Here is a 26,505-nt window from a genome sequence, read left to right on the forward strand (position 1 = left end):
CGGTAAAAAAGAGGAACGTTTTGCGATGAATTTCGGTATGCGGCAGAGGATGATTTTATGCCGCAGAAATCCGAATAGGGCAGAAACGTTCCTTATAGTTTATCAATAATAAATTTTTCCAAGCAGGCGGCTCAGATTGCCTGTATCAATCTGTTCGATCAGTTCTCCTCGTGCATAATAAATGCTGATCACGGATTCGCACAGGGTCCGGCAGATGCGTTCCAGATCGCGGACGCCGTCTTCCGGGCAGAGGCGGATCAGTTCTTTTACAGCATCTTCTTTTAGTTCCAGTCCCTGCGGATGTGCCGGTTCATGAGCCAGAGGATCGCAGAGATAATCCAGAGAGTCCAGATGATATTCGGTGATCAGTTTCGGCCAGACGTAGCCTTCTACAATTCGTTCTTTGTCAAACGGTGTGTAGGATGGAAGCTCCACGATGTCAAGCCGGTCTTTGAGAACCGGGGAAAGCGGCTCGAGACTGTTGGCAGTCGCGATGAAAATCGCGTTGGACAGATCCAGCGGAAATCCGAGATAGTTGTCTACGAACCGGGAACGGTCGCTGTCCAGAAGATCGAGCAGTACATTTTCAGGGCAGCCGTGTTCCAGTGAATCCCCCATTTTGTCGATTTCATCGAGAAGGATCACCGGGCAGAAGCTCTTGGAGCGGATCAGTGCATCCACGATCCGTCCCGGCCTTGCGTTATGGAAAATGGTCTGGGTGCCGCGAAGGAACAGTGCGTCGGAGATTCCTGCGAGGGAAATCTTGACGCAGGGTCTTCCCATTGCTCTTGCAATGGAGGCGGCGATGGAGGTTTTTCCGACGCCCGGAGCCCCCGCAAGAAGAAGAACGGCGCCATAATTCTTGCCAAGGTGCTTCTGGCAGGCCATGTATCGGAGGATTTTTTCTTTTACGTCCGTCATGGCATAGTGGGAACAGTCCAGAATACGTTTTGCCTGTATCAGATTAATATCCGGGACTTTGTCACCTGCCTGCCACGGAATCTTCAGCATCGTGGTCAGGTAGGCTTCTTTTATATCAGCCGGATCCAGTTCAATAAGGAAATTCTGTATTTCTTCCGGCATACACTCAAATAACTCCGGCGCGATCCGGTTCCGAAGGCGGTATTTCAGTTGGTCGTGACGGGAGAGGGATTCTGTTTCATTCATGATCTTGTACTCCAATTTTGACTTTTTTATTCGTTGGAAGTATTATAATATATTTGCAGGAGAATTTTCAATTACAGATTGATTGATAATTGATCTTGTGTATGTTAACATGTTACTGTTCATACAGTAGCCGACATTTACTGCTGGCTGTATGCTTGAGATAGAGATGATGAATCGGGAGCGATAGAAAACGTGAAGGAAAAAATCATAGTAATTATAAAAAATATACTTACGAACGTACTGACGGCATTGTATCAGCCACTTGGCTTTGCAGTTATTCTGGCAGTGTTGTTCATGTTTCTTTATTTATATGCGCGGGAGCACGGATGGAAGGAAGCAGCCGGAGCGTGGTGGAGTGCGTTCAAAGCCGATTCTTTGTTTCGTAAATTGTTTGCGCTGGCATTTTATACGGCGATACTTCTGTTTCGGACGCTGCTGAACCGGGATATCTGGGCGAATCCGCTTTCGGATGTGATCGGAGTCTGGGGGCTTTATAATGCAAACGGACAGTTTACGACGGAAGCGATTGAGAATGTTTTGTTATTTATTCCATTTATTGTTTTGATCATATGGTGTATGGGGGAAGGGCTGTTTGGGAAGAGATTGAGCCTGGGACCGGTACTGTGGAAATCGGTGGAGATTGCTTTCCTTTGTTCACTCGCGATCGAGTGTTTGCAGTTGTTCTTCCGAATCGGAACATTTCAACTGAGTGATCTGTTCGATAATGTACTGGGCGGTGCAATCGGAGGTATGATTTACTGGATCGGATATAAAGTGAAAGATCATGGTAAACCGCTGTAACCTGAGAAGGGCCACAGCGGTTCCGGTGACTGTTATGCTAACATTTCTTCAGGCAGTACTTTTCAACGGTGCTTATGATTCCGTATAGTCCCAGTGCAATGAAGCACAGGATGCAGATGGAGAGAATGAGAAGGTCCAGCTTGAATACCTGACTTCCGTAGATGATCATGTATCCCAGTCCTTCCCGCCCGCCGATGAATTCGCCGATGACGACGCCGACCAGGCAGAGGCCGATGTTGACTTTCATGGTGCTGACGATGGCGGGGATGCAGCTTGGAATAACGACTTTGGTCAGGGCATGAAAGCGATTGCCGTGCAGGGTGTAGATCAGTGTGAGTTTGTCGGGATCGACGGTGATGAAGTTCGCGTAAAGATTTAAGATGCTGCCGAAGATGGCAACGGACATTCCTGCGACGATGATCGTGGTCTTATTGGCTCCGAGCCATACAATGAGCAGCGGAGCAAGTGCGGACTTGGGCAGACTGTTCAGGATGACCAGGTAGGGATCGAGTACTTCGGAAAGTCCCGGGCTGAACCAGAGCAGGACCGCAATGGCAAGACTCAGGAGAATCACGAGCGCGAAGCTCAGGAGAGTCTCATAAAGGGTCACTCCGATATGCAGAAAGATGCTTCCATCCAGAATCATGTCCCTGAGACAGAGGGCAATGCGCGAGGGACTGCTGAAGATGAAGGAATCAATGATCCCGGTGTTTGCTGTGAATTCCCACAGGAACAGGAATCCAAGAAGGATGGCGGCGCGGGAGAAACGGACGATCTTCCTGCGGCGGCGCTGTTTGTTCAGGTAATAGATCTGGCCTTGGGAAAGTTCATTCATTGGGATTTAACTCCTTCCATATGAGATTGAAATAGGATTTGAATTCCGGGGCATTGCGCCGTTTCAGAGGTGTTAGATCCGGCTCCTGGAATGTGATGGGGACGGTCTGTAGTATGGTGGCGGGGCGGGCGGTGAGGACGATCACGCGATCGGCAAGGCTGATGGCTTCCGCCAGATCGTGTGTGACCAGAATTGCGCTTTTTTTCTCTTTTCGGATGATCTGGCCGATGTCGTCCCCGACCGTCAGTCTTGTCTGGTAGTCGAGCGCCGAGAAAGGTTCATCCAGCAGGAGAAGATCCGGCTCCATAACCAGTGTGCGCACGAGGGCGGCCCTCTGCCGCATTCCTCCGGAGAGTTCCGAAGGGCGGGAATTAGCGAATTGATCCAGTCCGTAGATGTCCAGCAGTTCGCGTGCTTTTTCTTTGGCACGGGCGGTCATGCTGTGCTGGATTTCCAGACCGAGGAGTACGTTGTGATAGACGGTGCGCCATTCCAGAAGTTCATCCTTCTGAAGCATATAGCCGATGTTGGTGGCGCTGCCGCGTAAGTATTTTCCATTTAGCAGGATCAGCCCTTTTTCGGGTTCCAGAAGACCTGCAATCAGGTGTAAGAGTGTGGATTTTCCACAGCCGGACGGACCGACGATGGCGAGAAAGTCGCCTTCTTTCATAGAGAACGAAATGTGTTCCAGCGCTTTGGTTTCGCCGTCCATGTTGTGATAGGCATAATTGATATCTTTGACTTCCAGCAGATATTCCATAGGTAACCTCCAGTCTCATGAATGATACGGGGAAAGATTCTATATATTATTTTATGAAAAGATACACATATCTGTTCGGAAACGGTAATATTTGATAAGAAATACGAAGAAACATATAAGATCCGGGAAGGAAAGAAGAGAGGAGTAGGGAAGAAGTGAACAGGAATTATCAGAAGGAGATGGAGAAGGTGATCGGATGCCTGGAAGAGGAAGAAAAGGTCCCGAAGCTTCTGCTCCACAGCTGTTGTGCACCGTGCAGCAGTTATGTACTGGAATATTTATCGCAGTATTTTGAGATCACGGTGTTTTACTATAATCCGAATATTTTTCCGGAAGAGGAATTCTATAAGAGAATCCGGGAACAGGAGCGGCTGATCCGGGAAATGCCTGCGAAGTATCCGGTTCATTTCCTTGCGGGAAATTATGACAGTGAGAAATTTTATGCCATGGCAAAAGGGCTGGAGCAGGTGCCGGAGGGCGGCGAGCGCTGTTTTAAATGTTATGAGCTGAGACTCAGGGAAGCGGCAAAGGTGGCGGCAGCGGGCGGATTTGACTATTTTACCACGACGCTCAGCATCAGTCCGCTGAAAAATGCCGCAAAGCTCAATGAAATCGGCGAGCGTCTGGCGGCGGAATATCAGGTTGCGTATCTTCCGTCTGATTTTAAAAAGAAGAACGGATATAAGCGTTCTACCGAGCTCTCCAGAGAGTATGGATTATACAGGCAGGATTACTGTGGCTGTATTTTCTCGAAAAAAGAGCGGATGGAAACTTTACAGAAGTAGGAAAACTGTGGTACACTCAAAAAGGTTTACTAAGTGATGAAAAGGCAGAAAAGAGGGAAAGCGATGGCACAGTTATGGGGAGGACGCTTTACGAAGGAGACGGATCAGCTCGTTTATAACTTTAATGCGTCCATTTCATTCGACAAACGGTTTTACGAACAGGATATTAAGGGAAGTATCGCCCATGTGATGATGCTTTGTAAGCAGGGAATCCTGTTTGAGGAAGAGAAGAAAGAAATTATTGCAGGTCTGGAAAGTATTCTCCGCGATGTGGAGAGCGGCAGACTTGAGATTACAGATAAATATGAAGATATACACAGTTTTGTGGAGGCGAATCTGATCGAGCGGATCGGGGATGTGGGTAAGATGCTCCACACCGGGCGCAGCAGGAATGACCAGGTGGCACTGGATATGAAGATGTATATCCGGAGTGAGATTATTTCCCTGCAGGGACTGGTGGTGGATCTTTTGCGGGAGCTTCTGGAGATCATGAAGCAGAACGTTGATACGATCATGCCGGGATTTACACATATGCAGAAAGCGCAGCCGACGACGCTGGCGCATCATATGGGAGCTTATTTTGAAATGTTCAAGCGGGATCATTCGCGTTTGAAGGATATTTATAAACGGATGAACACCTGTCCGCTGGGAGCAGGAGCGCTTGCGGGAACGACTTATCCGCTGGATCGGAACTATACGGCAGAGCTTCTTGGATTTGACGGGCCGACGCTCAACAGTATGGATTCCGTTTCCGACCGGGATTATCTGATCGAACTGATGAGTGCGCTTTCCACGATCATGATGCATCTGAGCCGGTTTTCGGAAGAGGTGATCATCTGGAATTCGAATGAGTACCAGTTTGTCGAGATTGATGACAGCTACAGTACGGGAAGCAGCATCATGCCGCAGAAGAAGAATCCGGACATTGCCGAGCTGGTGCGCGGTAAGACGGGACGTGTCTACGGTGCATTGATGTCGATTCTGACAACGATGAAAGGAATCCCTTTGGCATATAATAAGGATATGCAGGAGGATAAGGAACTGATCTTTGATGCGATCGACACGGCGAAGGGCTGTCTGGCCCTATTTACCGGAATGATCTCTACAATGAAGTTCAACAAAGAGCGGATGAACGAGAGTTCACGCCACGGTTTCACCAATGCCACAGATGCGGCGGATTACCTGGTGAATCATGGAGTGCCGTTCAGGGATGCACACGGGATCGTAGGTCAGTTGGTTCTCTACTGTATCGATAAGGGAATTGCGCTGGATGATATGTCTCTGGAAGAATACAAAGCGATCTCACCGGTATTTGGGGAAGACATCTATGACGCAATCAGCATGGAGACCTGTGTGAACAAGCGGAAGACGATCGGAGCACCGGGACCGGATGCGATGCGTAAGGTCATTGAGATCTATACGAAATATCTGGAAGAGTGCTAATATAGTTACTGTTCACACAGTAGCCAGCATTTACTGCCGGCTACGTGCCAACAGCGTACATGGCACGCGGATTTGGAATGGAAAATAGCTTGCATTTCTTAGGGAAATGGGTTATTATACTTGGGACACGTACAAATGTGTTCCGACTAAAGACAAAATAGAGAAAAGAAATGAGGAAAAGCGATGAAAAAGAAATTAAAAGTTGGGATTCTTGGAGCGACCGGAATGGTTGGACAGCGTTTTATCGCCCTTCTGGAGAATCACCCATGGTTTGAGGTTGTCACTGTAGCAGCAAGCCCGCGTTCTGCAGGCAAAACATATGAAGAGGCAGTTGGAGACCGTTGGAAAATGGACACTCCGATGCCGAAGAAAGTAAAGAAACTGATCGTACATAATATTAATGAAGTAGAGGAAGTTGCATCTACTGTTGATTTTGTTTTCAGTGCGGTCGATATGACGAAAGAAGAGATCCGTGCGATCGAAGATGCTTATGCTAAGGCAGAGACACCGGTTGTTTCCAATAACAGTGCACATCGCTGGACACCGGATGTACCGATGGTTGTACCGGAGATCAACCCGGAGCATTTTGAAGTGATTGAGGCTCAGAGAAAACGTCTCGGAACAAAACGCGGATTCGTAGCCGTAAAACCGAACTGCTCGATTCAGAGCTATGCACCGGTGCTTACCGCCTGGAAAGAATTCCAACCGACCGAAGTTGTAGCTACAACGTATCAGGCAATTTCAGGAGCCGGAAAAACCTTTAAAGACTGGCCGGAAATGGTAGAGAATATTATTCCGTATATCGGCGGCGAAGAAGAGAAGAGTGAACAGGAACCGCTTCGTCTCTGGGGCAGAGTGGAAAACGGACAGATCGTGAAAGCGAAAGAGCCTGTGATCACGACCCAGTGTATCCGTGTTCCGGTTCTGAACGGACATACCGCAGCGGTATTTGTAAACTTTGCAAAGAGCCCGACAAAAGAAGAGCTTCTTGAAAAACTGGAAAACTTTAAGGGTCTTCCGCAGGAACTGGAGCTTCCAAGTGCGCCGAAGCAGTTTATCCGTTATCTCGAAGAAGATAACCGTCCGCAGGTAAAACTGGATGTGGATTATGAGAATGGAATGGGAATCACGGTCGGACGTCTGAGAGAAGACACATTGTTTGACTGGAAATTCGTAGGACTTTCCCACAACACAGTACGTGGAGCGGCAGGCGGAGCAATCCTGTGTGCAGAGACACTTGTTGCGAAGGAATATATCAAGGCAAAATAAGAGAACATCTGATAGGCCGTTTCATTTGAACAAATGTTACGGCCTTTTTAAACTTATTTTATAGGGGAAGATATTTGCCACGGTATCAGGCAAGACAGGGGGAAGGATTATGGACAAAGAAATGCTGAATTATACACAGAACAGAGAGCTTTCCTGGCTGAAATTCAATCACCGGGTTCTGGAAGAGGCACAGGATCCGACGGTTCCGCTTCTGGAGCGGATGAAATTTGTTGCGATCTTTACCAGCAATCTGGATGAGTTCTTTATGATCCGTGTTGGGAGCCTGTATGACATGGCCCAGACGGATCATACGGCGGTTGACAGTCGTTCGGGCATGACGCCGAAAGAACAGCTGGATGCGATTTTTGCGGCAGTGGCACCGCTATATAAGGAGCGCGACAAGACATACTCTGAGATTAAAAAGCTGCTGAGCCCGTATGGTGTCTGCGGGCTTTCCATAAAGGAACTGGAAGCACAGGAAAAGAAGTACGTTAAGAAGTATTTTAAAGATCAGATTCTGCCGATCCTTTCGCCACAGATCGTGGACGCGAATCATCCGTTTCCTCATCTTCTGAATAAAGCCTTGTATGTAATCGCCAATCTGAAGCAGGACAACAAGTCCATGCTGGGAATCGTGCCGGTACCGCAGTTTGTATCCGACATTCTGTATTTGCCGGGGCATGACATCCGTTATATCCGGATGGAGAAGGTGCTGATGGAATATTTGAATCTGATCTTTGAAAAATACGAGGTTACAGACCGGAACTATATCTGCGTGACGAGAAATGCGGATATTTCCCCGGATGACGAATCCCTGGAGATCAACGATGATTTCCGATTCCGTATGCAGGAGACGCTTCATAAACGTCGCAGAATGGCGGTCGTTCGTCTGGAGACGGCAGAGCCGCTTCCAAAAGATGCGGAAAAGTATTTCTGTGATAAATTTAAGATCACCCCGGCTCAGATCTTCCGGACCAAAATGCCGATGAAGCTGGATTACATTTTCTCGATTATGGATAAAGTGCCGTCTTCCATGAAGCGTCCGCTGGTGGATGAACCGTTCACCCCGCAGCCGTGCCGTTACCTGACCGACGACAGTGTGATGAAGCAGGTAAAAAAGAAGGATGTTCTTTTATCCTTTCCATATGAGAGTATGGATCCGTTTCTGCGTCTGATTAAAGAGGCTTCTCAGGACCCGTCGGTTCTAACAATCAAGATCACGATCTACCGTCTTGCAAAGAAAGCAAGACTGGTGGAATATCTCTGTGCGGCGGCTGAAAACGGGAAGGAGGTCACGGTACTGATCGAGCTTCGTGCACGGTTCGACGAGCAGAATAACATTGACTGGTCGGAACGGCTTGAGGAGGCAGGCTGCAGGGTGATCTATGGATTTGATGGTTACAAGGTGCATTCGAAAATCTGTCTGATCACATACCGGAACAAGAATGAAATTCAGTATATCACGCAGGTGGGTACGGGAAATTACAACGAGAAGACGGCTGCAATGTACACCGATGTTTCACTGATTACGGCAAATAAGAGCATCGGAAATGATGCGTCCGTATTTTTCAAAAATATGTCGATCGGCAATCTGAACGGGAGCTATGAGAATCTGATCGTATCGCCGACAAGCCTGAAACCGAAGATCCTGCATCTCATAGATGAGGAAATCAAAAAGGGTGCCTCCGGGCGGATCGTCATGAAAATGAATTCGGTGACGGATGTGGATTTTATCCGCAAAATATCGGAAGCGTCTCAGGCCGGAGTGAAGATCGATCTGATCGTCCGGGGAATCTGCTGTATCCTTCCGGGCGTGCCGGGTTATACGGAAAATCTGAAAGTAACCAGCATTGTTGGACGTTTTCTGGAACATCCCAGGATTTTCTGTTTTGGAGAAGGACCGGATCAGAAGGTATACATCGGCTCAGCGGACATGATGACGAGAAATACCGAAAAACGTGTGGAAGTGGCCTGCCCGGTTTACGACAGCCGGATCAAAGACCAGCTGGTACATATGCTGGAAATCATGCTGGAGGATAACCAGAAAGCACGTGAGCTGCAAAGTGACGGCAGCTATAAAAAGAAAGAAAAAGGGACCAAAAAAGTCTGTGCTCAGGAGTATTTCATGAAGGAAGCGCTTACGGTAAAGAGACCGAAAAAGGCGGATGAAGCAGGTCTGTGGGTGCGGATTCTAAAATGGTTCTTTGGAAAACAACATCGATAGGACGGACAGGAGTATTTGTAATTATTTATGGGTAAAAAATCAGTTTATATAGCCGAAAAACCGAGTGTTGCGCAGGAATTTGCCAAGGCGCTGCACCTGAATTTAAAAAGAAAGGACGGGTATCTGGAGGCGGATGAAGCCATCGTAACCTGGTGTGTGGGGCATCTGGTGACCATGAGTTATCCGGAAGCTTATGATGAGAAATACAAACGCTGGAGCCTTCAGACGCTCCCTTTTATTCCTAAGGAATATAAATATGAAGTAATCCCGGCTGTGAAGAAACAGTTTGAGATTGTGAAAGGTGTGCTCACCCGGGAAGATGTGGAGCGGATCTATGTCTGTACCGACTCCGGACGGGAAGGAGAATATATTTACCGGCTGGTGGAGCAGATGGCTCATGTGAAGGGAAAAGAACGCCGCAGGGTCTGGATTGATTCCCAGACGGAGGAAGAGATCCTGAGAGGGATCCGGGAGGCGAAGGATCTGTCCGAGTATGACAATCTTTCGGCTTCCGCTTATCTTCGGGCCAAGGAAGATTATCTGATGGGAATTAATTTTTCCCGACTTCTTACACTCAAATACGGGAACAGCATTTCCGGTTATCTGGGAAATAACTACACCGTCATTTCCGTAGGACGCGTGATGACCTGTGTACTGGGGATGGTGGTGCGCCGCGAGCGTGAGATCCGTGAATTCGTCAAAACTCCGTTCTACCGTGTCCTGCAGAGTGTGGATGTGGACGGGCACAGCTTTGACGGTGAGTGGAGAGCGGTGAAGGACTCCCTATATTTTGAATCGCCGAAACTGTATAAAGAAAATGGATTTAAGAAGCGGGAGGATGCCGAGAACCTGATCGCACACCTAAATGAAGGGCCTGCGGAGACGAAGATCCTTTCCATCGAAAAGAAAAAAGAAAAGAAGAATCCGCCTCTTTTATTTAACCTGGCAGAGCTGCAGAATGAATGTTCCAAACGGTTCAAGATCAGTCCCGACGAAACGCTGCGCATTGTGCAGGAATTATATGAGAAGAAGCTGGTGACTTATCCGAGAACGGATGCCCGTGTGCTTTCCACTGCGGTTGCGAAGGAAATCACGAAGAATCTGAACGGGCTGAGCAAATATCCTGTGGCGGCGCCTTATATGCAGGACATTCTGAATTTCGGCAGCTACAAGAATCTCGCGAAGACACGGTATGTCAATGATAAACAGATTACGGACCATTATGCGATCATTCCCACCGGACAGGGGCTGCCGGCTTTGAATTCGGTTGCGCCGGTGGCGAAAAACGTATATGATGTAATTGTACGGAGATTTCTCAGTATTTTCTATCCGCCTGCAGTATATCAGAAAGTGGCTGTGACGACACAGATGCAGGAAGAACAGTTTTTTGCAAGCTTCCGTGTGCTGGCTGAAGAGGGATATCTGAAGGTGGCAGGGATCCCGGGGAAGAAAGCGGCATCGCCAAAGGGAACTGCCGTCGATGCGGAGTCTTCTGAAAATCCGGCTTCGGATGGGGAGAATGAAACACAGGATCTGGATGCGGCGTTTTTTGAATGTATTCAGAAGCTGAAAAAGGGAATGGTTCTTCCTGTGAAAGGCCTTGCGATCAAGGAAGGAGAAACCTCTCCTCCGAAACGATATAATTCGGGTTCTATGATCCTTGCGATGGAAAATGCGGGGCAGTTGATCGAGGATGAAGAGCTGCGCGCACAGATCAAAGGTAGCGGAATCGGTACCAGTGCCACACGCGCGGAGATTCTGAAGAAATTATTTAACATCAAATACCTGGCGCTGAACAAGAAGACACAGGTGATCACACCGACACTTCTCGGCGAGATGATCTATGATGTGGTGGACCATTCTATCAAGTCACTTTTGAATCCGGAACTGACTGCGAGCTGGGAAAAGGGGCTCACATATGTTGCAGACGGTGATATCACGCCGGATGAATATATGAGAAAGCTGGAGCAGTTCATTATAACCCGTACAAACGGCGTGCTGGGTTTAAATAACCAATATCAACTGAGAGGCTGTTATGACAAGGCGGCTGAGTTTTATAAAAAACCTGTGAAGAACACAGAAAAAGGGAAAGGGAAAAAAGAATGAAAGAAATGACTGTAAAAGAAATGTACACATTGGAAGAGACGATTGCGAAGGACATTTTTGAAGGTGTTACCTATCCATGGGAAGTACTGCCGAAGATCAGCAGCTTTATTTTAGAACTGGGTGCCACACTTCCGGAGGAAGAATATGAAAAGCGCGGTGAAAATGTGTGGGTGGCAAAGTCCGCAAAGGTGGCTCCGACTGCATTTATCGGCGGCCCGGCGATCATCGGAAAGGAAGCGGAGATCCGTCATTGTGCATTTATCCGCGGAAATGCGATTGTAGGGGAAGGCGCTGTTGTGGGAAATTCCACTGAGCTTAAGAATGTCATTCTTTTCAACAAAGTGCAGGTTCCACATTATAATTACGTCGGTGATTCGGTTCTCGGATATAAATCCCACATGGGTGCCGGTTCGATTACGTCCAATGTGAAATCTGATAAGAAGCTGGTTGTGATCAAGACTCCGGAGGGAGGTATTGAGACCGGTATGAAGAAATTCGGCGCGATGCTGGGAGATAATGTGGAAGTCGGATGCGGAACGGTTCTGAATCCGGGAAGCGTGGTTGGAAAAGGAACGAATATTTATCCACTTTCCATGGTAAGAGGCTATGTTCCGGCAAACAGTATTTATAAAAAGCAGGGCGAGGTCGTAGAAAAGAGATAATTTCTTCGGTTTCCGGGAAGTTTGGAGAAACAAGATGAGATACAAATGTGTAGTTTCCGATCTGGATAAAACGCTTCTGAATGAGGAGAGTACGCTTTCTGCGACGACGCGGGATGCGCTTGAACGGCTGATCGAGGCGGGAATCCTGGTGGTCCCGGCAAGCGGGAGGCCGTTTGGGGCATTTCCGGAGTGCATCACGAAAATGGACGGGATCCGGTATGCGATCACTTCCAACGGCGTGGTACTGATGGATGTCGAGAAACGGGAACAGATCTGGTCCCTGAAGCTTCAAAGCCAGGTGGTCAGGAGTGTGTTTGCACTTTTAGAACATTATTCTGTGACTTACGAGGCATTCATCGACGGAAAGGCGTACACCGGTCAGGACTATTTTGACTGCCCTGAGATGTTTGGTGTACGGCCTGAGATTCGCGGTTACATTCAAAGTACCCGTCATGCAGTACCGGATATCCGGAGCTTTCTCAAGGAGCATGAGAAGGAACTGGACTGCATGGATGTGATCGCAAATCCAAAAGAAAAAGACGAGATCCTGAAGCTGGTTCGGGAAACGATTCCCGGAATCTATGTGACGACCAGTACCCCGCATCTGATCGAAATATCGGACGAGGCGGCGGGTAAACATGCCGGACTTAAGAAACTTCTGGAAATGCTGAAGATCGACCCGTCGGAGGCCATCGCGTTCGGTGACGGGGACAATGACAGCGAAATGCTTCGGGAAGCAGGACTTGGAGTAGCGGTATCTAATGCGGGTGAGCTTTGCAGGGCGGCTGCCGATATGATCACAGCTTCCAATGAGGAAGATGGTGTGGCAGAGGCGCTTTATCGGGTTTTCCCGGAAATATTCGGGAGTAAAACAGGCGGAATCGGGAAAAGGAAAGGAATCAAGAAATGAGAAAAGTAGGATTTATCGGTGTAGGGATCATGGGAAAATCCATGGTGCGTAATTTGATGAAGGCAGGATTTGAACTGCATATTTATGCGAGAAATCGTGCAAAGGTGGAAGATGTAATCGGGGAAGGAGCCCTGTTTCATGACTCAATTGCTGCCTGCGTAAAGGGATGCGAGACGGTCATTACGATCGTTGGTTTTCCGCAGGATGTGGAAGAAGTATACTTCGATGAAGGAGGCATTCTGGAATCTGCAGATGCCGGTGCTTATCTGATTGATATGACGACGACCAGTCCACAGATTTCTGTGAAGATTAGTAAAGAAGGGGAAGAAAAAGGATTTCATGTGCTGGATGCGCCGGTCACCGGAGGGGATACCGGGGCGAAGGCCGGAACCTTATCCATTCTGGTCGGCGGAAAGGAAGAAGATTTCGAGGCATGTATGCCACTTTTTGAGGCCATGGGAACCAATATCAACTATCAGGGTGAAGCAGGCTGCGGCCAGCATGCGAAGCTTGCCAACCAGATTATGATCGCGGGAACCCTTACAGGAGTCTGCGAGGCTCTGAGCTATGCGAAAGCGAAAGGTCTGGATATGCCGACTTTATTAAAATCGGTTTCCACAGGAGCAGCGGGAAGCAAACAGCTCGACACCTTCGGACCGAAGATCCTGGAGGAGGATTATGCACCGGGATTCTTTATGAAGCATTTCATCAAAGATATGAAGCTGGCGCTGGTGGAGGCAAATATCAGCGGACTCAGTCTGGAGATGCTCAGTCTTGTTCTTGCAAATTACGAGGAGCTTGAGGCAGAAGGGCTGGGAGATCTCGGAACTCAGGCACTGATGAAGTACTACGAAGTACAAGAGGAGGAATAACCATGAAACTTACGGTGTTAGGGACTGGAAATGCAGCGGTGACGGAATATTTTAACACCTGTTTCGTATTGTCAGATAATCACAGGCACTTTCTGGTAGACGGTGGCGGTGGAAACCGCATCTTAAAAGCGCTGAAGGACGCACAGGTACCGTTGGAAGAAATCCACGATATTTTCCTGACTCACGAACATCTTGATCATATTCTTGGCGTTATCTGGCTGATCCGTATGATTGGACAGAAGATGAATCAGGGAAAATATGAGGGTGATCTCAGAATCTACTGCCATTCGGATCTGGTAAATAAGGTGGTGACGATCGCGGAGCTCACTATTCAGAAGAAGGTGACAAAGCATATCGGAGAAAGGATTCAGATGATTCCTCTGGAAAACGGGGACCGGAAGATGATCATGGATTGTCCGGTCACCTTCTTTGATATCCAGTCGACGAAAGCGAAACAGTACGGATTCTCCATGATCCTACCCGGCGGCACAAAGCTCTCCTGCTGCGGAGACGAACCCTATAACCCATGCGAATACGAGTATGTAAAGGACAGCGACTGGCTGATGCATGAGGCATTCTGCCTATATAGCGAGGCCGATCGATACAAACCTTACGAGAAACACCATAGCACGGTGCGGGAAGCATGTGAACTTGCCGAACGGCTGGGCGTGGCAAATTTGATTTTGTATCACACTGAGGAAGACCATCTGAAGAACAGGAAGGAATTGTATACGGCTGAGGGAAAAGCGTATTATCACGGAAATCTGTATGTTCCGGAGGATATGGAATGGTTTGAAATATAGTGCGGGAAATCTTTGGATAGAATGATTTCTTATATTTGATTTGGAAGCAACACTTTGGCTCTGCGGCTGAAGTGTTGCTTCTTTCTGGTACAGCTTTTTATCGCAACAGGATCCGTGAAATTGCTTGTAAAGAAGATTTTGGTATGGTATCATTCAAGGAGGTAAGGATCAGAGTATTTTGATCCTTTCCGTTTTCAGTTGCCATGCATATGAGAAAATGGTTCGGTGGACCATTTTTGAGTGGCACATTTTCAGAGAGATGACGATGGCATTGTGGTTCGGTTCTGCAATAGATCATTCGTCATAATAAGAACAAAACTGCTTGACAAAACAGAACGTATGTACTATTATTGATTTACGACAAACATTCGTTCGATAGAGTCGGAATTCCAAAAGTAAACTTTGATGAGAAAATTCAGTAAAGATAAAGGAGAATTTGAATTATGGCAGCAATGAGTGATGAGAATAAAAAGAAAGCGCTGGATGCAGCGATTGCAAAACTGGAGAAGGATTTTGGAAAAGGAACTGTGATGAAGCTGGGGGATCCGGCCGCACAGGTTCAGGTGGAGACTGTACCGACAGGATCCCTGAGTCTCGATATTGCGCTCGGAATGGGCGGCGTACCGAAGGGACGTATCGTGGAGATCTACGGACCGGAGTCCAGTGGTAAGACGACGGTCGCACTTCATATGATCGCCGAAGTCCAGAAGCGCGGAGGAATTGCAGGATTCATTGATGCGGAGCACGCGCTGGATCCTGTGTATGCGAAGAATATCGGTGTGGATATTGATGAATTATATATTTCCCAGCCGGACAGCGGTGACCAGGCACTGGAGATCACGGAGACGATGGTGCGCTCCGGAGCGATCGATATCATTGTTGTGGACTCCGTAGCTGCACTTGTACCGAAACAGGAGATCGAAGGTGACATGGGAGACAGTCATGTCGGGCTTCAGGCGCGTCTGATGTCCCAGGCACTCAGAAAACTGACGCCGGTAATCAGTAAGTCGAACTGTGTAGTGATCTTCATCAACCAGCTTCGTGAGAAGGTCGGTGTGATGTTCGGTAATCCGGAGACCACTACGGGAGGTAGAGCTCTGAAGTTCTATGCTTCTGTGCGTATGGATGTAAGAAGGATCGAGACTCTGAAGCAGGGCGGTGAGATGGTAGGAAACCGTGTCCGTGTCAAGATTGTGAAGAATAAGATCGCGCCGCCGTTCAAAGAAGCGGAGTTTGATATCATGTTCGGAAAAGGAATTTCCAGAGAAGGAGATATCCTTGATCTTGCCGCAAACGTGGATGTGATCAATAAGAGCGGTGCATGGTATGCATATAACGGAGAGAAGATCGGACAGGGCAGGGAAAATGCAAAGACTTATCTTGCTTCTCATCCGGAGATTATGGAAGAAGTAGAAGAAAAGGTCAGAGAGCATTACGGACTTGGCGAGGGTGCCCCGGAGACACAGGAAGACTGATTCGGCAGGTGAGAATGCATGATTATTACGGAAATAGAGTCGGTCACAAAGACAAAATTCAGGATGTATTTAGATGGAGAATATGTATGTATGCTCTATAAAACGGATCTGAAGAGTTATGGCCTTGAGAAAGGCAGCGAAATTACGGATGAGATCTGGAGCAGACTGAAAGAGGAAGTACTTCTGAAACGGGCAAAGCTGAGAGCCATGCATTTGTTGACGGATATGGCGAGAACGGAGGAGCAGCTCAGGCAGAAGCTCAGACAGAACGGATATCCGGAGGACGTGACGGAAGCGGCGATTGCGTATGTGAAGTCTTTTGGATACATAAATGACGAGAACTATGTCCGAAATTTCATTGAGAGCAGGAAGGGCAAGAAGAGCCGCCGTGAGATCGAGGCACTTCTTGCACAGAAGAACGTGTCCGGAGAACTCGTTGACAAGGTTCTGGAAGAAGTTTATGCAGAGCATTCGGATCGGGAGGCAATTCGGGAGATCATGCATAAAAAGCACTGGAATCCGGAAGAGATGGATCCTGTCAGCTTGCAGAAAGCATATGCCAGTCTGGCACGCAAAGGCTTTCGCTATACGGACATAAAAAAGGCGTTTAAGCCCTAATCGTCAAGTGATACAAGTTTTGGCACGGAATGCTTGACATATTTGTGAAAACAGTATAGAATTTAAGTGTTGTATTTGTACAATGAAAACTAAATAAGGAGGTGCTCCTGTGCCAATAATGAGTATAATTATTGCTGTGGTTGTCACACTTATTGTGGCGGTGCCGATTACTTATTTTGCTACCGTGTCGAAGTTAAAAAGTGACGCGGATTCTAAAATCGGAAATGCTGATACAAAAGCAAGAGAAATCATAGATGATGCATTGAAGACGGCAGAAGCAAAAAAGAAGGAAGCTCTCTTGGAAGTAAAAGAGGAATCGATCAGAACGAAGAACGAACTCGAGAAGGAAACCAAAGAACGTCGGGCAGAGTTACAACGTTATGAGAAGCGAGTCCTTTCTAAAGAGGAATCCGTTGACAAGCGTTCGGAAGCAATGGAACGCAGGGAAGCGACATTTACTTCGAGAGAAGAAGCGATTAAGCAGCGCGAAGCAAAGGTAGAAGAACTTAGCAAACAAAGAGTACAGGAACTAGAAAGAATCTCAGGACTTACCTCCGAACAGGCAAAAGATTATCTGTTGAAAACTGTTGAAGATGATGTGAAACATGACACTGCGAAAATGATTAAAGAGCTGGAGAATCAGGCGAAGGAAGAGGCTGATAAGAAAGCGAAGGAATGCGTCGTGACGGCGATTCAGAGATGTGCTGCAGATCATGTTGCTGAAACTACAATTTCTGTAGTACAGCTTCCGAGTGATGAGATGAAGGGAAGAATTATCGGACGTGAAGGTCGGAATATCCGTACCCTCGAAACATTGACCGGTGTGGAGTTAATTATTGACGATACTCCGGAAGCGGTTGTTTTATCCGGATTTGACCCGATCCGCAGAGAAGTGGCAAGAATTGCCCTGGAGCGTTTGATTGTTGACGGACGAATTCATCCGGCGAGAATCGAAGAAATGGTAGAAAAAGCACAAAAAGAAGTGGATACAATGATCCGCGAGGAAGGTGAAGCAGCAGCGCTGGAAGTTGGTGTACATGGTATTCATCCGGAACTGATTCGACTTCTTGGACGAATGAAGTTCAGAACAAGCTATGGACAGAATGCACTCAAGCATTCTATTGAAGTAGCACAACTTTCCGGACTTCTCGCAGGTGAGATCGGACTTGATGTCCGTTTGGCTAAGAGAGCCGGACTTTTACATGACATTGGTAAATCAATTGATCATGATGTAGAGGGCTCACACATTCAGATTGGTGTGGATTTATGTAGAAAGTATAAAGAATCACCTACAATTATCAATGCAGTAGAAGCGCATCACGGTGATGTAGAACCAGAGACTCTGATTGCATGCATCGTTCAGGCGGCAGACACGATCTCTGCGGCAAGACCGGGTGCGAGAAGAGAAACATTGGAAACATATACAAACAGATTAAAACAGTTAGAAGATATCACGAACCAGTTTAAGGGCGTTGATAAATCTTTTGCAATTCAAGCAGGTAGAGAGATTCGTGTAATGGTAGTTCCAGAACAAGTATCTGATGACGATATGGTATTGCTGGCAAGAGATATTTCAAAACAGATTGAATTCGAATTGGAATATCCGGGACAGATAAAAGTAAACGTAATTCGCGAATCAAGAGTTACGGATTACGCAAAATAAGCAGGAAATAACAGCTATTCAGAAGGGGTACCTTCGGGATAGCTGTTTTTTGCTGGATAGAATGGGCTCAGAGTAATCCTGCATGATGTGGTGGGATTGAGTTATGATAATACGGGAAAAGAGGGATGGATCATATGGAAAAAGAAATGACCAGAGTGAAACGAATACGAATGTATCAGGGCGCGATCGTAGATGTTTATCGTGACTATATGCAGTTTTCCAATGGAAATACAGAGGAGTGGGATTATATTCATCACCGGGGAGCAGCTGCAGTAGTGCCTGTAACGGATGACGGGCGTATTATTATGGTTCGTCAGTATCGGAATGCTCTGGAACGGTTTACACTGGAGATCCCGGCAGGGGCACTGGATGATCCGGAAGAGCCGGGAATCAACTGTTCGGCAAGAGAATTGGAGGAGGAGACAGGATACCGGTCAGAGAACCTGGAATGGCTGATTACATTAAGAACAACCGTTGCATTCTGCAATGAGCGGATTGAAGTATATGTGGCAAAAAATCTTGTACCATCGAAACAGCATCTGGATCCGAATGAATTCGTCAATGTGGAATTACATACAGTAGAAGAACTGAAACAGATGATATTTGACGGTGAGATTGAAGACTCTAAAACAGTGGCCTCTATTCTGGCTTACGATGCAAAGTATAATCGGAAATAAGTGAGTAAAATGTGAATCAGCGAGGAAAACCCGACATATAATGGAATATCTTGAAAAAAGGGAGGCCATGGGAGTGCAGCTTCATCAAAGTAAGCAGCAGCTGGTGCTTGTTTTCGTGTCCGGGTTCCTCTTGGGAATCGTCTATGCCAATCTCGCTGCGGACAGTTTTAGTACAGTAACAGGAGTGTTTCATGAATCATTTTTTACCCAGTATGCACAGTCGGAGATTGATATAGGAGAGTATTTCCCGTATTTGTTGCGATACAGGATGTTGCCTGCAGTGTTCCTGGGACTTGCGGGGGGTACAAAGTTTAAGAAAACAGCGGCGATCGGAACATTGCTCTGGACAGGCTTTTCGGCAGGAATCGTAGCTGCTGCGTCTGTGCTCCGTCTTGGTGCCCGGGGTATGCTTCTGTGTATAGCCGGAATGTTACCACATTTCTTTTTTTACAGCCTGGCCTACATAGTGATTCTGTGGTATTTGTATCATTATCCACAGTCAGAGTGGAATGCGGGAAAAACAGGATTTGTGGCCATCATGATTCTGGCAGGGATCATGACAGAAGCGTATCTGAATCCGGGAATCGTAAAATGGTTTCTGAAATTGATCTGTTAAAAGAGTCTGGCTTGGCTAGTCAGACTCTTTTCGCTTGCCATAATGGAGAAGTCCGTAAAGAGAAAGTGCAGATATGAGAAACTGGCTGGCAAGAAGCCCGTGCAGATATGCGAGGATCCCATATTTGGGGATCAGAAAATACACGCTGCAGATTCGCATCAAGAGTCCGGCTGTGTTGGTAAGAAATGTGAACGATGTTTTGCCGAGACCGTTCAATATACTGATTAATGCTGTGTTGGTATATAAGAACGGACAAATAAAAGCCAGTGTTATAATGAAATTGCCGGCCTCGCTGTTGTGGAAAATAAGATTTCCCATAATATTTCCGAGAACGAAGAACCCGGCCATGCAGAGAAAACCAAGAGAAAAACAGCAGAAGACAACCTTTCGTATCAATTTGGGCAGATTATCTCGCAAATCAGAGACCTGGAGCTCCGCGACGGTCGGAAGAAGCATGGTGGAGACGGAATTTGTGATCGCAGATGGAAACAGGATGCAGGGGAGCGCCATACCGGTCAGAACCCCGTATGTACTTAAGGAGTCGGATAAAGTCAGTCCATACATTTGAAGACGCAACGGAATCAGGATTGCTTCCGCACTCTGAAGAAGATTGAGTAACACCCGGTTTGCCGTCAAGGGAATAGAAAGGTGAAGCAGTTCCCTTGCCGGTATAAGAAAATCCTGAAGTTTCCCGGACGGAGAAAACAGAGTTTCGTGCAGCATAAAGATGCTGTAAATTGCTGAGACTATTTCTCCGCAGACCATGCCCAGTACTGCGATGGTAACAGGGGTTCCCATGAAAAAATGCAGGCCGATCTGACACAAAAAAACAACGGAAAGTACTCTGAACAGCTGCTCCAGAAGCTGGGACACGGCTGGTACTTCTGTTTTTTTCATTCCAAGATAATATCCACAAATACAGCTGTGGATTGCAGCAAAGGGAAAAGCAAGGGACATGGAGGTTAGCAGTTCTGCGCATCGCGGTTCCTGTAATATGGTAGAAGCAATCGGTTCTGCGCGCTTTTGAACGACAATCAGTGCAGCAAAAGAGAGAATCATACTGAGAAACAGTGCGGTTTTCAAAGCATTTTGGCAGGTTTTCTCCTGATTCAGAGCCTTGTACTTGGCAACAATGCGCGAAAGCGCAGTCTGAATCCCTGCGGAGGTGAGAGAAAAGCATAGGGTGTAGACCGGAAAAATAAGCTGATACAGGCCTACTCCTTCGGCCTGAAAGGTTCGGCTCAGGAAAATCCTGTAAAAGAATCCAATCACTCTTGTAAGTAATCCTGTAAAGGTTAATATAAAAGTTCCTCTGATAATGGTTTGCTTCCTGGACATAATGACTCCTAGAAGGATATTTGTTAAAGCTTATTCGGAAAAGTGACTTGACAGAACATCTGTATAGTGATATTCTCTTTATGAATTATTCCTAGCAAAAAACTAGGAATAAAACAGGATATACTGGTAATGAATAGAAGGTGATGGCGTGAAACTATCCACAAAAGGAAGATATGGACTGCGTGCATTTATAGATCTGGCAGAATATGAAGGGGTGGGGCCGGTGTCGATCAGCAGCATTTCCGAACGACAGGATATTTCCGAACGATATCTGGAACAACTGATGGCCAAGATGAAGAAGGCAGGTCTGGTCAAAAGTGTAAGAGGAGCCGGAGGCGGTTACATACTGGCCAGAAAGGCATCGGAAATATCGGTTGGAGATGTGCTTCGGGCATTGGAAGGAAGTGTTGAGCCGGTAACGTGTGCAGCATTTCACCCGGAAGAGACCTGTACCGTCAAAGACCGTTGTGTTGCGAAATACGTCTGGCAGAAAGTCAATGAGAGTGTAACTGCTACAGTAGACGGCATTATGATCGATACTCTCATAAAAGAAACGAACCAGAAAGAAACGAATCAAAAAGAAGAAAATCAAAAAATATAGAATGTAAAAGATGGAATATACAGACAAGAAGGAGGAAGAACTTATGAATAAAGTCATATATTTGGATAATGCTGCAACTACAAAGACAGCCCCGGAGGTAGTGGAGGCGATGCTGCCTTATTTTACAGAGTATTACGGCAATCCCTCAAGTGTGTACAGCTTTGCATCCGGTAACAAAGAGAAGATCAATGAGCAGAGAGAACGCATTGCAGAGATGCTCGGAGCTGCTCCCAATGAGATCTATTTTACGGCAGGCGGATCGGAATCCGACAACTGGGCACTGAAGGCAACGGCGGAAGCGTATGCAGAGAAAGGAAAGCATATTATCACGACGAAGATTGAGCATCATGCGATTCTTCATACCGGGGAATATCTCCAGAAACGCGGTTATGAAGTGACGTATCTGGATGTGGATGAGAACGGACTTGTGAAGTTGGATGAGCTGGAAGCGGCGATTCGCCCGGATACGATCCTGATTTCCGTTATGTTCGCCAACAATGAGATCGGTACCATCGAACCGATCAAAGAGATCGGTGCCATCGCGAAAAAGCATGGTGTGCTGTTCCATACGGATGCAGTTCAGGCATTTGGACAGGTACCGATCGATGTAAATGAGTGTCAGATCGATATGCTGAGTGCCAGCGGTCATAAGCTGAACGGACCGAAAGGAATCGGGTTCCTTTATATCCGCAAGGGTGTTAAGATCCGCTCCTTTATTCATGGCGGCGCACAGGAGAGAAAGCGCCGTGCCGGAACGGAAAATGTACCGGGAATTATCGGGCTTGGAACAGCAGCAGCAAGGGCAGCGGCTACCATGGAGGAACGTGCAAAGAAAGAGATTGAAATGCGTGACTATCTGATCAGCCGGGTGCTTGATGAAATCCCGTATACAAAGCTGAACGGACACCCGGAAAAGAGGCTTCCGAATAATGCAAACTTCAGTTTCCGGTTTATCGAAGGGGAATCCCTTCTGATCCGTCTGGATATGGCAGGTATCTGTGGATCAAGCGGTTCTGCCTGCACTTCGGGATCTCTGGATCCGTCCCATGTGCTGATGGCGATCGGACTTCCACACGAGATCGCGCATGGATCGCTGCGGCTGACACTGAATGAAGAGATCACCAGAGAAGAGATCGACTATGTCGTAGAACAATTGAAAACGATCGTAAGTGATCTGAGAAATATGTCACCGCTTTATGAAGACTTTATGAAAAAACAGGAGAAATAACAGGAGGTAAATATAGATGTATTCAGAAAAAGTAATGGATCATTTTCAGCACCCGAGAAATATGGGTGAGATTGAAAATGCCAGTGGAGTGGGAACAGTAGGTAATGCGAAATGTGGAGATATCATGAGAATTTATCTTGATATTGACGATAACGGTATCATCAGGGATGTCAAATTCAAGACTTTCGGGTGCGGAGCTGCCGTTGCGACCAGTAGTATGGCGACGGAGCTTGTGAAAGGCAAGAATATTCAGGAGGCAATGCAGATCACGAATAAAGCCGTTATGGAAGCACTTGACGGTCTTCCGCCGGTAAAGGTACATTGTTCTCTTCTGGCGGAAGAAGCAATTCATGCAGCACTCTGGGATTATGCGCAGAAGAATGGAATTAAGATCGAAGGACTTGAAAAACCGAAGTCCGATATTCATGAAGGAGAAGAGGACGAGGAAGAAGAGTACTAGTATACTAGAACTAGACTTTGCCGCGGAGAAGAAGGATGGAGAAAAAGAAAGTTGTTGTTGGAATGTCCGGCGGTGTGGATTCTTCCGTTGCTGCCTACCTGCTAAAGGAACAGGGATATGATGTGATCGGTGTCACAATGCAGATCTGGCAGGATGAAGAAGAAACGGTGCAGGAGGAAAACGGTGGATGCTGTGGCCTCAGTGCAGTGGAAGACGCGCGCCGGGTAGCTGCCGCACTGGATATTCCGTACTATGTGATGAATTTTAAGAAAGAATTTCAGAAATATGTCATTGACTATTTTATGGATGAGTATCTGAACGGACGGACTCCGAATCCGTGTATTGCGTGCAACCGGTATGTGAAATGGGAAGCACTTCTTACGCGAAGTATGGAAATCGGTGCTGATTATATTGCGACAGGGCATTACGCAAGAATCGATGTACTTCCAAACGGAAGATATGCGATTAAGCATTCGGCAACCAGAATGAAGGACCAGACATATGCACTTTACAATCTGACACAGGATCAGCTGAAACGGACTCTGATGCCGGTGGGAGAGTATTCCAAGGAAGAGATCCGTGCTATTGCAGAGAAGATCCATCTCAAAGTGGCCAGTAAACCGGACAGTCAGGATATCTGCTTTGTACCGGACGGGGATTACGCGGAATTTATCCGAAGAGAAAGCAAAAAAGAAGTACCCGAGGGGAATTTTGTCAGTACCGACGGGAAAATCCTTGGAAGACATAAAGGAATTACACATTATACCGTCGGACAGCGCAAGGGCCTGGGCCTCTCTCTCGGACACCCCGCATTTGTTCTGGAGATTCGACCGGAAACGAACGAAGTCGTAATAGGAACGAATGAAGAATCCATGACACGGTTCGTGAAGGCAAATCGTCTGAACTTTATGGCAGTTGAAGATATCGAAGGCGAGATGCGTGCATTTGGCAAAATACGATACAATCATAAAGGTGCACCGTGTACGGTCAAAAGAACGGGTGAAGATGAAATCCTTTGCACATTTGACGAACCGGTAAGGGCGGTGACGCCGGGGCAGGCATTGGTTCTTTATGACGGAGATTACGTGCTGGGAGGCGGAACGATCATTACAGACAGAAACACATCCCTGTAGTACAAGACGGCATCGTTCCGGAAAGGAGAAAAATGTGCAGCGACTCACATATGCATACACGCTTTTCGGGGGATTCCGAAGCAGACCCGGAGAGCATGATTCTTGCGTCCATATCGAAAGGACTCGAAAGTATCTGCATCACAGACCATGAAGATATGGACTATGTCTGTGAAGGAATCGAATTTATATTTGGCAGAGAAGAATATTTCCGCACATTTTCAGAGCTTCGGGAAAAATATAAGGATCAGATCGATCTGCGAATCGGTGTGGAAATCGGACTTCAGCCGCATCTCCCGGAAAGAATTCACTCTTTCCTGAAAGGATATTCTTTTGATTATGTGATCGGATCCGTACATGTGATTCGGGGAAAGGATCCATATTACAGAGACTTCTTTGATGGGCGGACGGATAGGGAAGCATATCGGGAAGTGCTGGATGAGACGCTGACCGATATCAGCTGTTGTCCGGATTTTGATACGCTGGGGCACCTGGATTACTCCGTGCGCTACGGTACACATAGAGAAGAAGAGTATTCCTACCAGGCATTCTCGGATCAGATCGACGAAATCCTGCGTTTTCTGATCGAACATGGAAAGGGGCTTGAATTGAATACGGCTGGACTTAAGTATGGTCTTCCCTTTGCACACCCACATCCGGATATCCTGAAACGTTACCGGGAACTGGGAGGCGAGATCGTGACGATCGGCTCAGATGCCCACAGGGAAGAGCATATCGCTTATGGATTTGACAAGGTTTCCGGGATCCTCGAAGACTGCGGATTTCGATATTATGCAGAGTTTAAAAATAGGGAGCCGGTTTTCAGGAGAATTAAATAAAAAATGGAAAACAGCCCACAAAAATGCAAAAGACACTTGAATTTTTGTTCGGGATTTAGTACAATAAAACATGGTTGATGAATCTTTAACAATGTTAATCATTTATCATTTCTGTAGCTGTAACAAACAGTAATACAATTAAACTTTAGGAGGACTAAATCATGGCAGTAAAAGTAGCAATCAATGGATTTGGACGTATCGGACGTCTTGCGTTCAGACAAATGTTCGGAGCAGAAGGATATGAGATCGTTGCAATCAACGACCTTACATCTCCTAAAATGTTAGCTCACTTATTAAAATACGATTCTACTCAGGGAAAATACGCATTAGCTGATACTGTAACAGCTGGCGAAGATTCTATCACTGTTGATGGAAAAGAAATCAAAATCTACGCTGAAGCTAAAGCTGAAAACCTTCCATGGGGAGAACTTGATGTAGATGTAGTTCTTGAATGTACAGGATTCTACACATCTAAAGCAAAAGCAGAAGCACATATCACAGCAGGTGCTAAGAATGTTATCATCTCAGCTCCGGCAGGAAATGACCTTCCGACTATCGTTTACAATGTAAACCATGAAAAGATTACAAAAGATGATCATATCATTTCAGCAGCTTCTTGTACAACAAACTGTCTGGCACCGATGGCTAAGGCACTGAACGATCTTGCACCGATCAAATCTGGTATCATGTGTACAATCCATGCTTACACAGGTGATCAGATGACTCTTGACGGACCGCAGAGAAAAGGCGATCTCAGAAGATCTCGTGCAGCAGCATGCAACATCGTTCCAAACAGCACAGGAGCAGCTAAAGCTATTGGTTTAGTAATTCCTGAATTAAATGGAAAATTAATCGGATCTGCTCAGCGTGTTCCGACCCCGACAGGTTCTACTACAATCCTTACAGCAGTTGTTGAAGGAAATGTAACTGTAGATCAGATCAATGCAGCTATGAAAGCAGCTTCTAACGAATCTTTCGGATACAATACAGATGAAATCGTTTCAAGCGATATCGTTGGTATGACATATGGTTCATTATTCGATGCTACACAGACAATGGCTATGCCGCTTGACAACGGAACTACAGAAGTTCAGGTTGTTTCTTGGTATGACAATGAAAATTCTTACACAAGCCAGATGGTAAGAACAATCAAACACTTCGGAACATTACTGTAAGCCGGATGTTTGGCAATTGAATCTGACGGATTATTTCCAGAATAGACT

At 46.7% G+C, this 26,505-nt stretch carries 25 protein-coding genes; 21 read left to right on the forward strand and 4 right to left on the reverse strand.

The features are described 5' to 3' along the window. Positions 1–102: 102 nt before the first annotated feature. A complete protein-coding gene (locus tag ACTNBR_RS00925; RefSeq protein WP_427807077.1) occupies positions 103–1,167 on the reverse strand; it encodes an AAA family ATPase in 1,065 nt (354 codons plus the stop codon). 192 nt (positions 1,168–1,359) lie between these two features. Between ACTNBR_RS00925 and ACTNBR_RS00930 the strand changes: the two genes are divergently transcribed. Continuing rightward, complete coding sequence (locus tag ACTNBR_RS00930; RefSeq protein ID WP_427807076.1) at positions 1,360–1,968, forward strand: VanZ family protein; 609 nt, start codon at positions 1,360–1,362, stop codon at positions 1,966–1,968. Positions 1,969–2,005: 37 nt separating this feature from the next. On the opposite strand, the gene ACTNBR_RS00935 is transcribed toward ACTNBR_RS00930, so the two are convergent. Together ACTNBR_RS00935 and ACTNBR_RS00940 are read right to left on the reverse strand one after the other, a co-directional pair. Beyond that, positions 2,006–2,803 (reverse strand): ABC transporter permease, encoded by a 798-nt coding sequence (locus ACTNBR_RS00935; protein ID WP_427807075.1) that lies wholly within the window; start codon positions 2,801–2,803, stop codon positions 2,006–2,008. Beyond that, on the reverse strand, positions 2,796–3,563 hold the full coding sequence (locus ACTNBR_RS00940; protein ID WP_427807074.1) for an ABC transporter ATP-binding protein: 768 nt from the start codon (positions 3,561–3,563) through the stop codon (positions 2,796–2,798). The genes ACTNBR_RS00935 and ACTNBR_RS00940 overlap by 8 nt, the downstream gene beginning before the upstream one ends. Positions 3,564–3,742: 179 nt before the next feature. Between ACTNBR_RS00940 and ACTNBR_RS00945 the strand changes: the two genes are divergently transcribed. From ACTNBR_RS00945 to ACTNBR_RS01010, 14 genes are all read left to right on the forward strand, one after another. After that, the gene (locus tag ACTNBR_RS00945) at positions 3,743–4,348 is read left to right on the forward strand and encodes an epoxyqueuosine reductase QueH (protein ID WP_427819833.1); all 606 of its coding nucleotides are present in this window, start codon (positions 3,743–3,745) and stop codon (positions 4,346–4,348) included. A gap of 63 nt (positions 4,349–4,411) precedes the next feature. Then, a complete protein-coding gene (gene argH / locus ACTNBR_RS00950) occupies positions 4,412–5,791 on the forward strand; it encodes an argininosuccinate lyase (RefSeq protein ID WP_427807072.1) in 1,380 nt (459 codons plus the stop codon). Between the two features lie 183 nt (positions 5,792–5,974). Further along, on the forward strand, positions 5,975–7,060 hold the full coding sequence (asd, locus tag ACTNBR_RS00955) for an aspartate-semialdehyde dehydrogenase (protein WP_427807071.1): 1,086 nt from the start codon (positions 5,975–5,977) through the stop codon (positions 7,058–7,060). Positions 7,061–7,169: 109 nt separating this feature from the next. Further along, entirely contained in the window at positions 7,170–9,284 is a 2,115-nt protein-coding gene (ppk1, locus tag ACTNBR_RS00960) for a polyphosphate kinase 1 (protein WP_427807070.1), read from the forward strand. A 27-nt stretch (positions 9,285–9,311) separates the two neighbouring features. Next, a complete protein-coding gene (locus tag ACTNBR_RS00965) occupies positions 9,312–11,390 on the forward strand; it encodes a DNA topoisomerase (RefSeq protein ID WP_427819778.1) in 2,079 nt (692 codons plus the stop codon). After that, positions 11,387–12,052: a UDP-N-acetylglucosamine pyrophosphorylase gene (locus ACTNBR_RS00970; RefSeq protein WP_427807068.1), complete on the forward strand. Its 666-nt coding sequence runs from the start codon at positions 11,387–11,389 to the stop codon at positions 12,050–12,052. Before ACTNBR_RS00965 ends, ACTNBR_RS00970 begins: the two co-directional genes overlap by 4 nt. 34 nt (positions 12,053–12,086) lie before the next feature. Continuing rightward, positions 12,087–12,962, forward strand: coding sequence for an HAD family hydrolase (locus tag ACTNBR_RS00975; RefSeq protein WP_427819779.1), 876 nt, complete (start codon positions 12,087–12,089; stop codon positions 12,960–12,962). Beyond that, positions 12,959–13,834, forward strand: a complete 876-nt coding sequence (locus ACTNBR_RS00980) for an NAD(P)-dependent oxidoreductase (protein ID WP_427819780.1) — start codon at positions 12,959–12,961, stop codon at positions 13,832–13,834. Before ACTNBR_RS00975 ends, ACTNBR_RS00980 begins: the two co-directional genes overlap by 4 nt. 2 nt (positions 13,835–13,836) lie before the next feature. Beyond that, positions 13,837–14,637 carry an MBL fold metallo-hydrolase gene (locus ACTNBR_RS00985; RefSeq protein WP_427819781.1) on the forward strand — a complete coding sequence of 267 codons (801 nt, stop codon included), beginning with the start codon at positions 13,837–13,839 and terminating at the stop codon, positions 14,635–14,637. 452 nt (positions 14,638–15,089) lie between these two features. Next, positions 15,090–16,112: a recombinase RecA gene (gene recA, locus ACTNBR_RS00990; RefSeq protein WP_441017398.1), complete on the forward strand. Its 1,023-nt coding sequence runs from the start codon at positions 15,090–15,092 to the stop codon at positions 16,110–16,112. Positions 16,113–16,130: 18 nt separating this feature from the next. After that, positions 16,131–16,730 carry a regulatory protein RecX gene (locus ACTNBR_RS00995; RefSeq protein WP_427819782.1) on the forward strand — a complete coding sequence of 200 codons (600 nt, stop codon included), beginning with the start codon at positions 16,131–16,133 and terminating at the stop codon, positions 16,728–16,730. 118 nt (positions 16,731–16,848) lie between these two features. Then, the gene (rny, locus tag ACTNBR_RS01000; protein WP_441017395.1) at positions 16,849–18,393 is read left to right on the forward strand and encodes a ribonuclease Y; all 1,545 of its coding nucleotides are present in this window, start codon (positions 16,849–16,851) and stop codon (positions 18,391–18,393) included. A gap of 134 nt (positions 18,394–18,527) precedes the next feature. Then, positions 18,528–19,070, forward strand: a complete 543-nt coding sequence (locus tag ACTNBR_RS01005) for an NUDIX hydrolase (protein WP_427807062.1) — start codon at positions 18,528–18,530, stop codon at positions 19,068–19,070. Positions 19,071–19,143: 73 nt separating this feature from the next. After that, a complete protein-coding gene (locus ACTNBR_RS01010; protein ID WP_427819783.1) occupies positions 19,144–19,686 on the forward strand; it encodes a stage II sporulation protein M in 543 nt (180 codons plus the stop codon). A gap of 15 nt (positions 19,687–19,701) precedes the next feature. Here ACTNBR_RS01010 and ACTNBR_RS01015 read toward each other — a convergent pair whose 3' ends face one another. Beyond that, a complete protein-coding gene (locus tag ACTNBR_RS01015; protein ID WP_441017314.1) occupies positions 19,702–21,024 on the reverse strand; it encodes a polysaccharide biosynthesis protein in 1,323 nt (440 codons plus the stop codon). 148 nt (positions 21,025–21,172) lie between these two features. On the opposite strand from ACTNBR_RS01015, the gene ACTNBR_RS01020 reads away from it, so the two are divergent. From ACTNBR_RS01020 to gap, 6 genes are all read left to right on the forward strand, one after another. Next, on the forward strand, positions 21,173–21,625 hold the full coding sequence (locus ACTNBR_RS01020) for an RrF2 family transcriptional regulator (RefSeq protein WP_427807059.1): 453 nt from the start codon (positions 21,173–21,175) through the stop codon (positions 21,623–21,625). Positions 21,626–21,668: 43 nt separating this feature from the next. Then, a complete protein-coding gene (gene nifS, locus ACTNBR_RS01025) occupies positions 21,669–22,853 on the forward strand; it encodes a cysteine desulfurase NifS (RefSeq protein WP_427807058.1) in 1,185 nt (394 codons plus the stop codon). A gap of 16 nt (positions 22,854–22,869) precedes the next feature. Next, positions 22,870–23,313, forward strand: coding sequence for a Fe-S cluster assembly scaffold protein NifU (gene nifU / locus ACTNBR_RS01030; protein WP_427807057.1), 444 nt, complete (start codon positions 22,870–22,872; stop codon positions 23,311–23,313). Between the two features lie 35 nt (positions 23,314–23,348). Further along, a complete protein-coding gene (mnmA, locus tag ACTNBR_RS01035) occupies positions 23,349–24,446 on the forward strand; it encodes a tRNA 2-thiouridine(34) synthase MnmA (protein ID WP_427807056.1) in 1,098 nt (365 codons plus the stop codon). 32 nt (positions 24,447–24,478) lie between these two features. Beyond that, the gene (locus ACTNBR_RS01040) at positions 24,479–25,282 is read left to right on the forward strand and encodes a histidinol-phosphatase HisJ family protein (protein ID WP_441017311.1); all 804 of its coding nucleotides are present in this window, start codon (positions 24,479–24,481) and stop codon (positions 25,280–25,282) included. A 161-nt stretch (positions 25,283–25,443) separates the two neighbouring features. Then, a complete protein-coding gene (gene gap / locus ACTNBR_RS01045; RefSeq protein ID WP_427807053.1) occupies positions 25,444–26,457 on the forward strand; it encodes a type I glyceraldehyde-3-phosphate dehydrogenase in 1,014 nt (337 codons plus the stop codon). The last annotated feature ends 48 nt before the right edge of the window (positions 26,458–26,505 follow it).

Origin of the sequence: Bariatricus sp. HCP28S3_F11 (assembly GCF_052065395.1) — a bacterium.
In the GTDB taxonomy this organism is placed as follows: Bacteria; Bacillota; Clostridia; order Lachnospirales; family Lachnospiraceae; genus Allocoprococcus.

Coding starts and splice junctions, on each gene's coding strand:
- ACTNBR_RS00925 (WP_427807077.1), bottom strand. CDS start 1,167: ATGAATGAAACAGAATCCCTCTCCCGTCACGACCAACTGAAATACCGC.
- ACTNBR_RS00935 (WP_427807075.1), bottom strand. CDS start 2,803: ATGAATGAACTTTCCCAAGGCCAGATCTATTACCTGAACAAACAGCGC.
- ACTNBR_RS00940 (WP_427807074.1), bottom strand. CDS start 3,563: ATGGAATATCTGCTGGAAGTCAAAGATATCAATTATGCCTATCACAAC.
- ACTNBR_RS00945 (WP_427819833.1), top strand. CDS start 3,743: ATGGAGAAGGTGATCGGATGCCTGGAAGAGGAAGAAAAGGTCCCGAAG.
- argH (WP_427807072.1), top strand. CDS start 4,412: ATGGCACAGTTATGGGGAGGACGCTTTACGAAGGAGACGGATCAGCTC.
- asd (WP_427807071.1), top strand. CDS start 5,975: ATGAAAAAGAAATTAAAAGTTGGGATTCTTGGAGCGACCGGAATGGTT.
- ppk1 (WP_427807070.1), top strand. CDS start 7,170: ATGGACAAAGAAATGCTGAATTATACACAGAACAGAGAGCTTTCCTGG.
- ACTNBR_RS00965 (WP_427819778.1), top strand. CDS start 9,312: ATGGGTAAAAAATCAGTTTATATAGCCGAAAAACCGAGTGTTGCGCAG.
- ACTNBR_RS00970 (WP_427807068.1), top strand. CDS start 11,387: ATGAAAGAAATGACTGTAAAAGAAATGTACACATTGGAAGAGACGATT.
- ACTNBR_RS00975 (WP_427819779.1), top strand. CDS start 12,087: ATGAGATACAAATGTGTAGTTTCCGATCTGGATAAAACGCTTCTGAAT.
- ACTNBR_RS00980 (WP_427819780.1), top strand. CDS start 12,959: ATGAGAAAAGTAGGATTTATCGGTGTAGGGATCATGGGAAAATCCATG.
- ACTNBR_RS00985 (WP_427819781.1), top strand. CDS start 13,837: ATGAAACTTACGGTGTTAGGGACTGGAAATGCAGCGGTGACGGAATAT.
- recA (WP_441017398.1), top strand. CDS start 15,090: ATGAGTGATGAGAATAAAAAGAAAGCGCTGGATGCAGCGATTGCAAAA.
- ACTNBR_RS00995 (WP_427819782.1), top strand. CDS start 16,131: ATGATTATTACGGAAATAGAGTCGGTCACAAAGACAAAATTCAGGATG.
- rny (WP_441017395.1), top strand. CDS start 16,849: ATGAGTATAATTATTGCTGTGGTTGTCACACTTATTGTGGCGGTGCCG.
- ACTNBR_RS01005 (WP_427807062.1), top strand. CDS start 18,528: ATGGAAAAAGAAATGACCAGAGTGAAACGAATACGAATGTATCAGGGC.
- ACTNBR_RS01015 (WP_441017314.1), bottom strand. CDS start 21,024: ATGTCCAGGAAGCAAACCATTATCAGAGGAACTTTTATATTAACCTTT.
- nifS (WP_427807058.1), top strand. CDS start 21,669: ATGAATAAAGTCATATATTTGGATAATGCTGCAACTACAAAGACAGCC.
- nifU (WP_427807057.1), top strand. CDS start 22,870: ATGTATTCAGAAAAAGTAATGGATCATTTTCAGCACCCGAGAAATATG.
- mnmA (WP_427807056.1), top strand. CDS start 23,349: ATGGAGAAAAAGAAAGTTGTTGTTGGAATGTCCGGCGGTGTGGATTCT.
- ACTNBR_RS01040 (WP_441017311.1), top strand. CDS start 24,479: ATGTGCAGCGACTCACATATGCATACACGCTTTTCGGGGGATTCCGAA.
- gap (WP_427807053.1), top strand. CDS start 25,444: ATGGCAGTAAAAGTAGCAATCAATGGATTTGGACGTATCGGACGTCTT.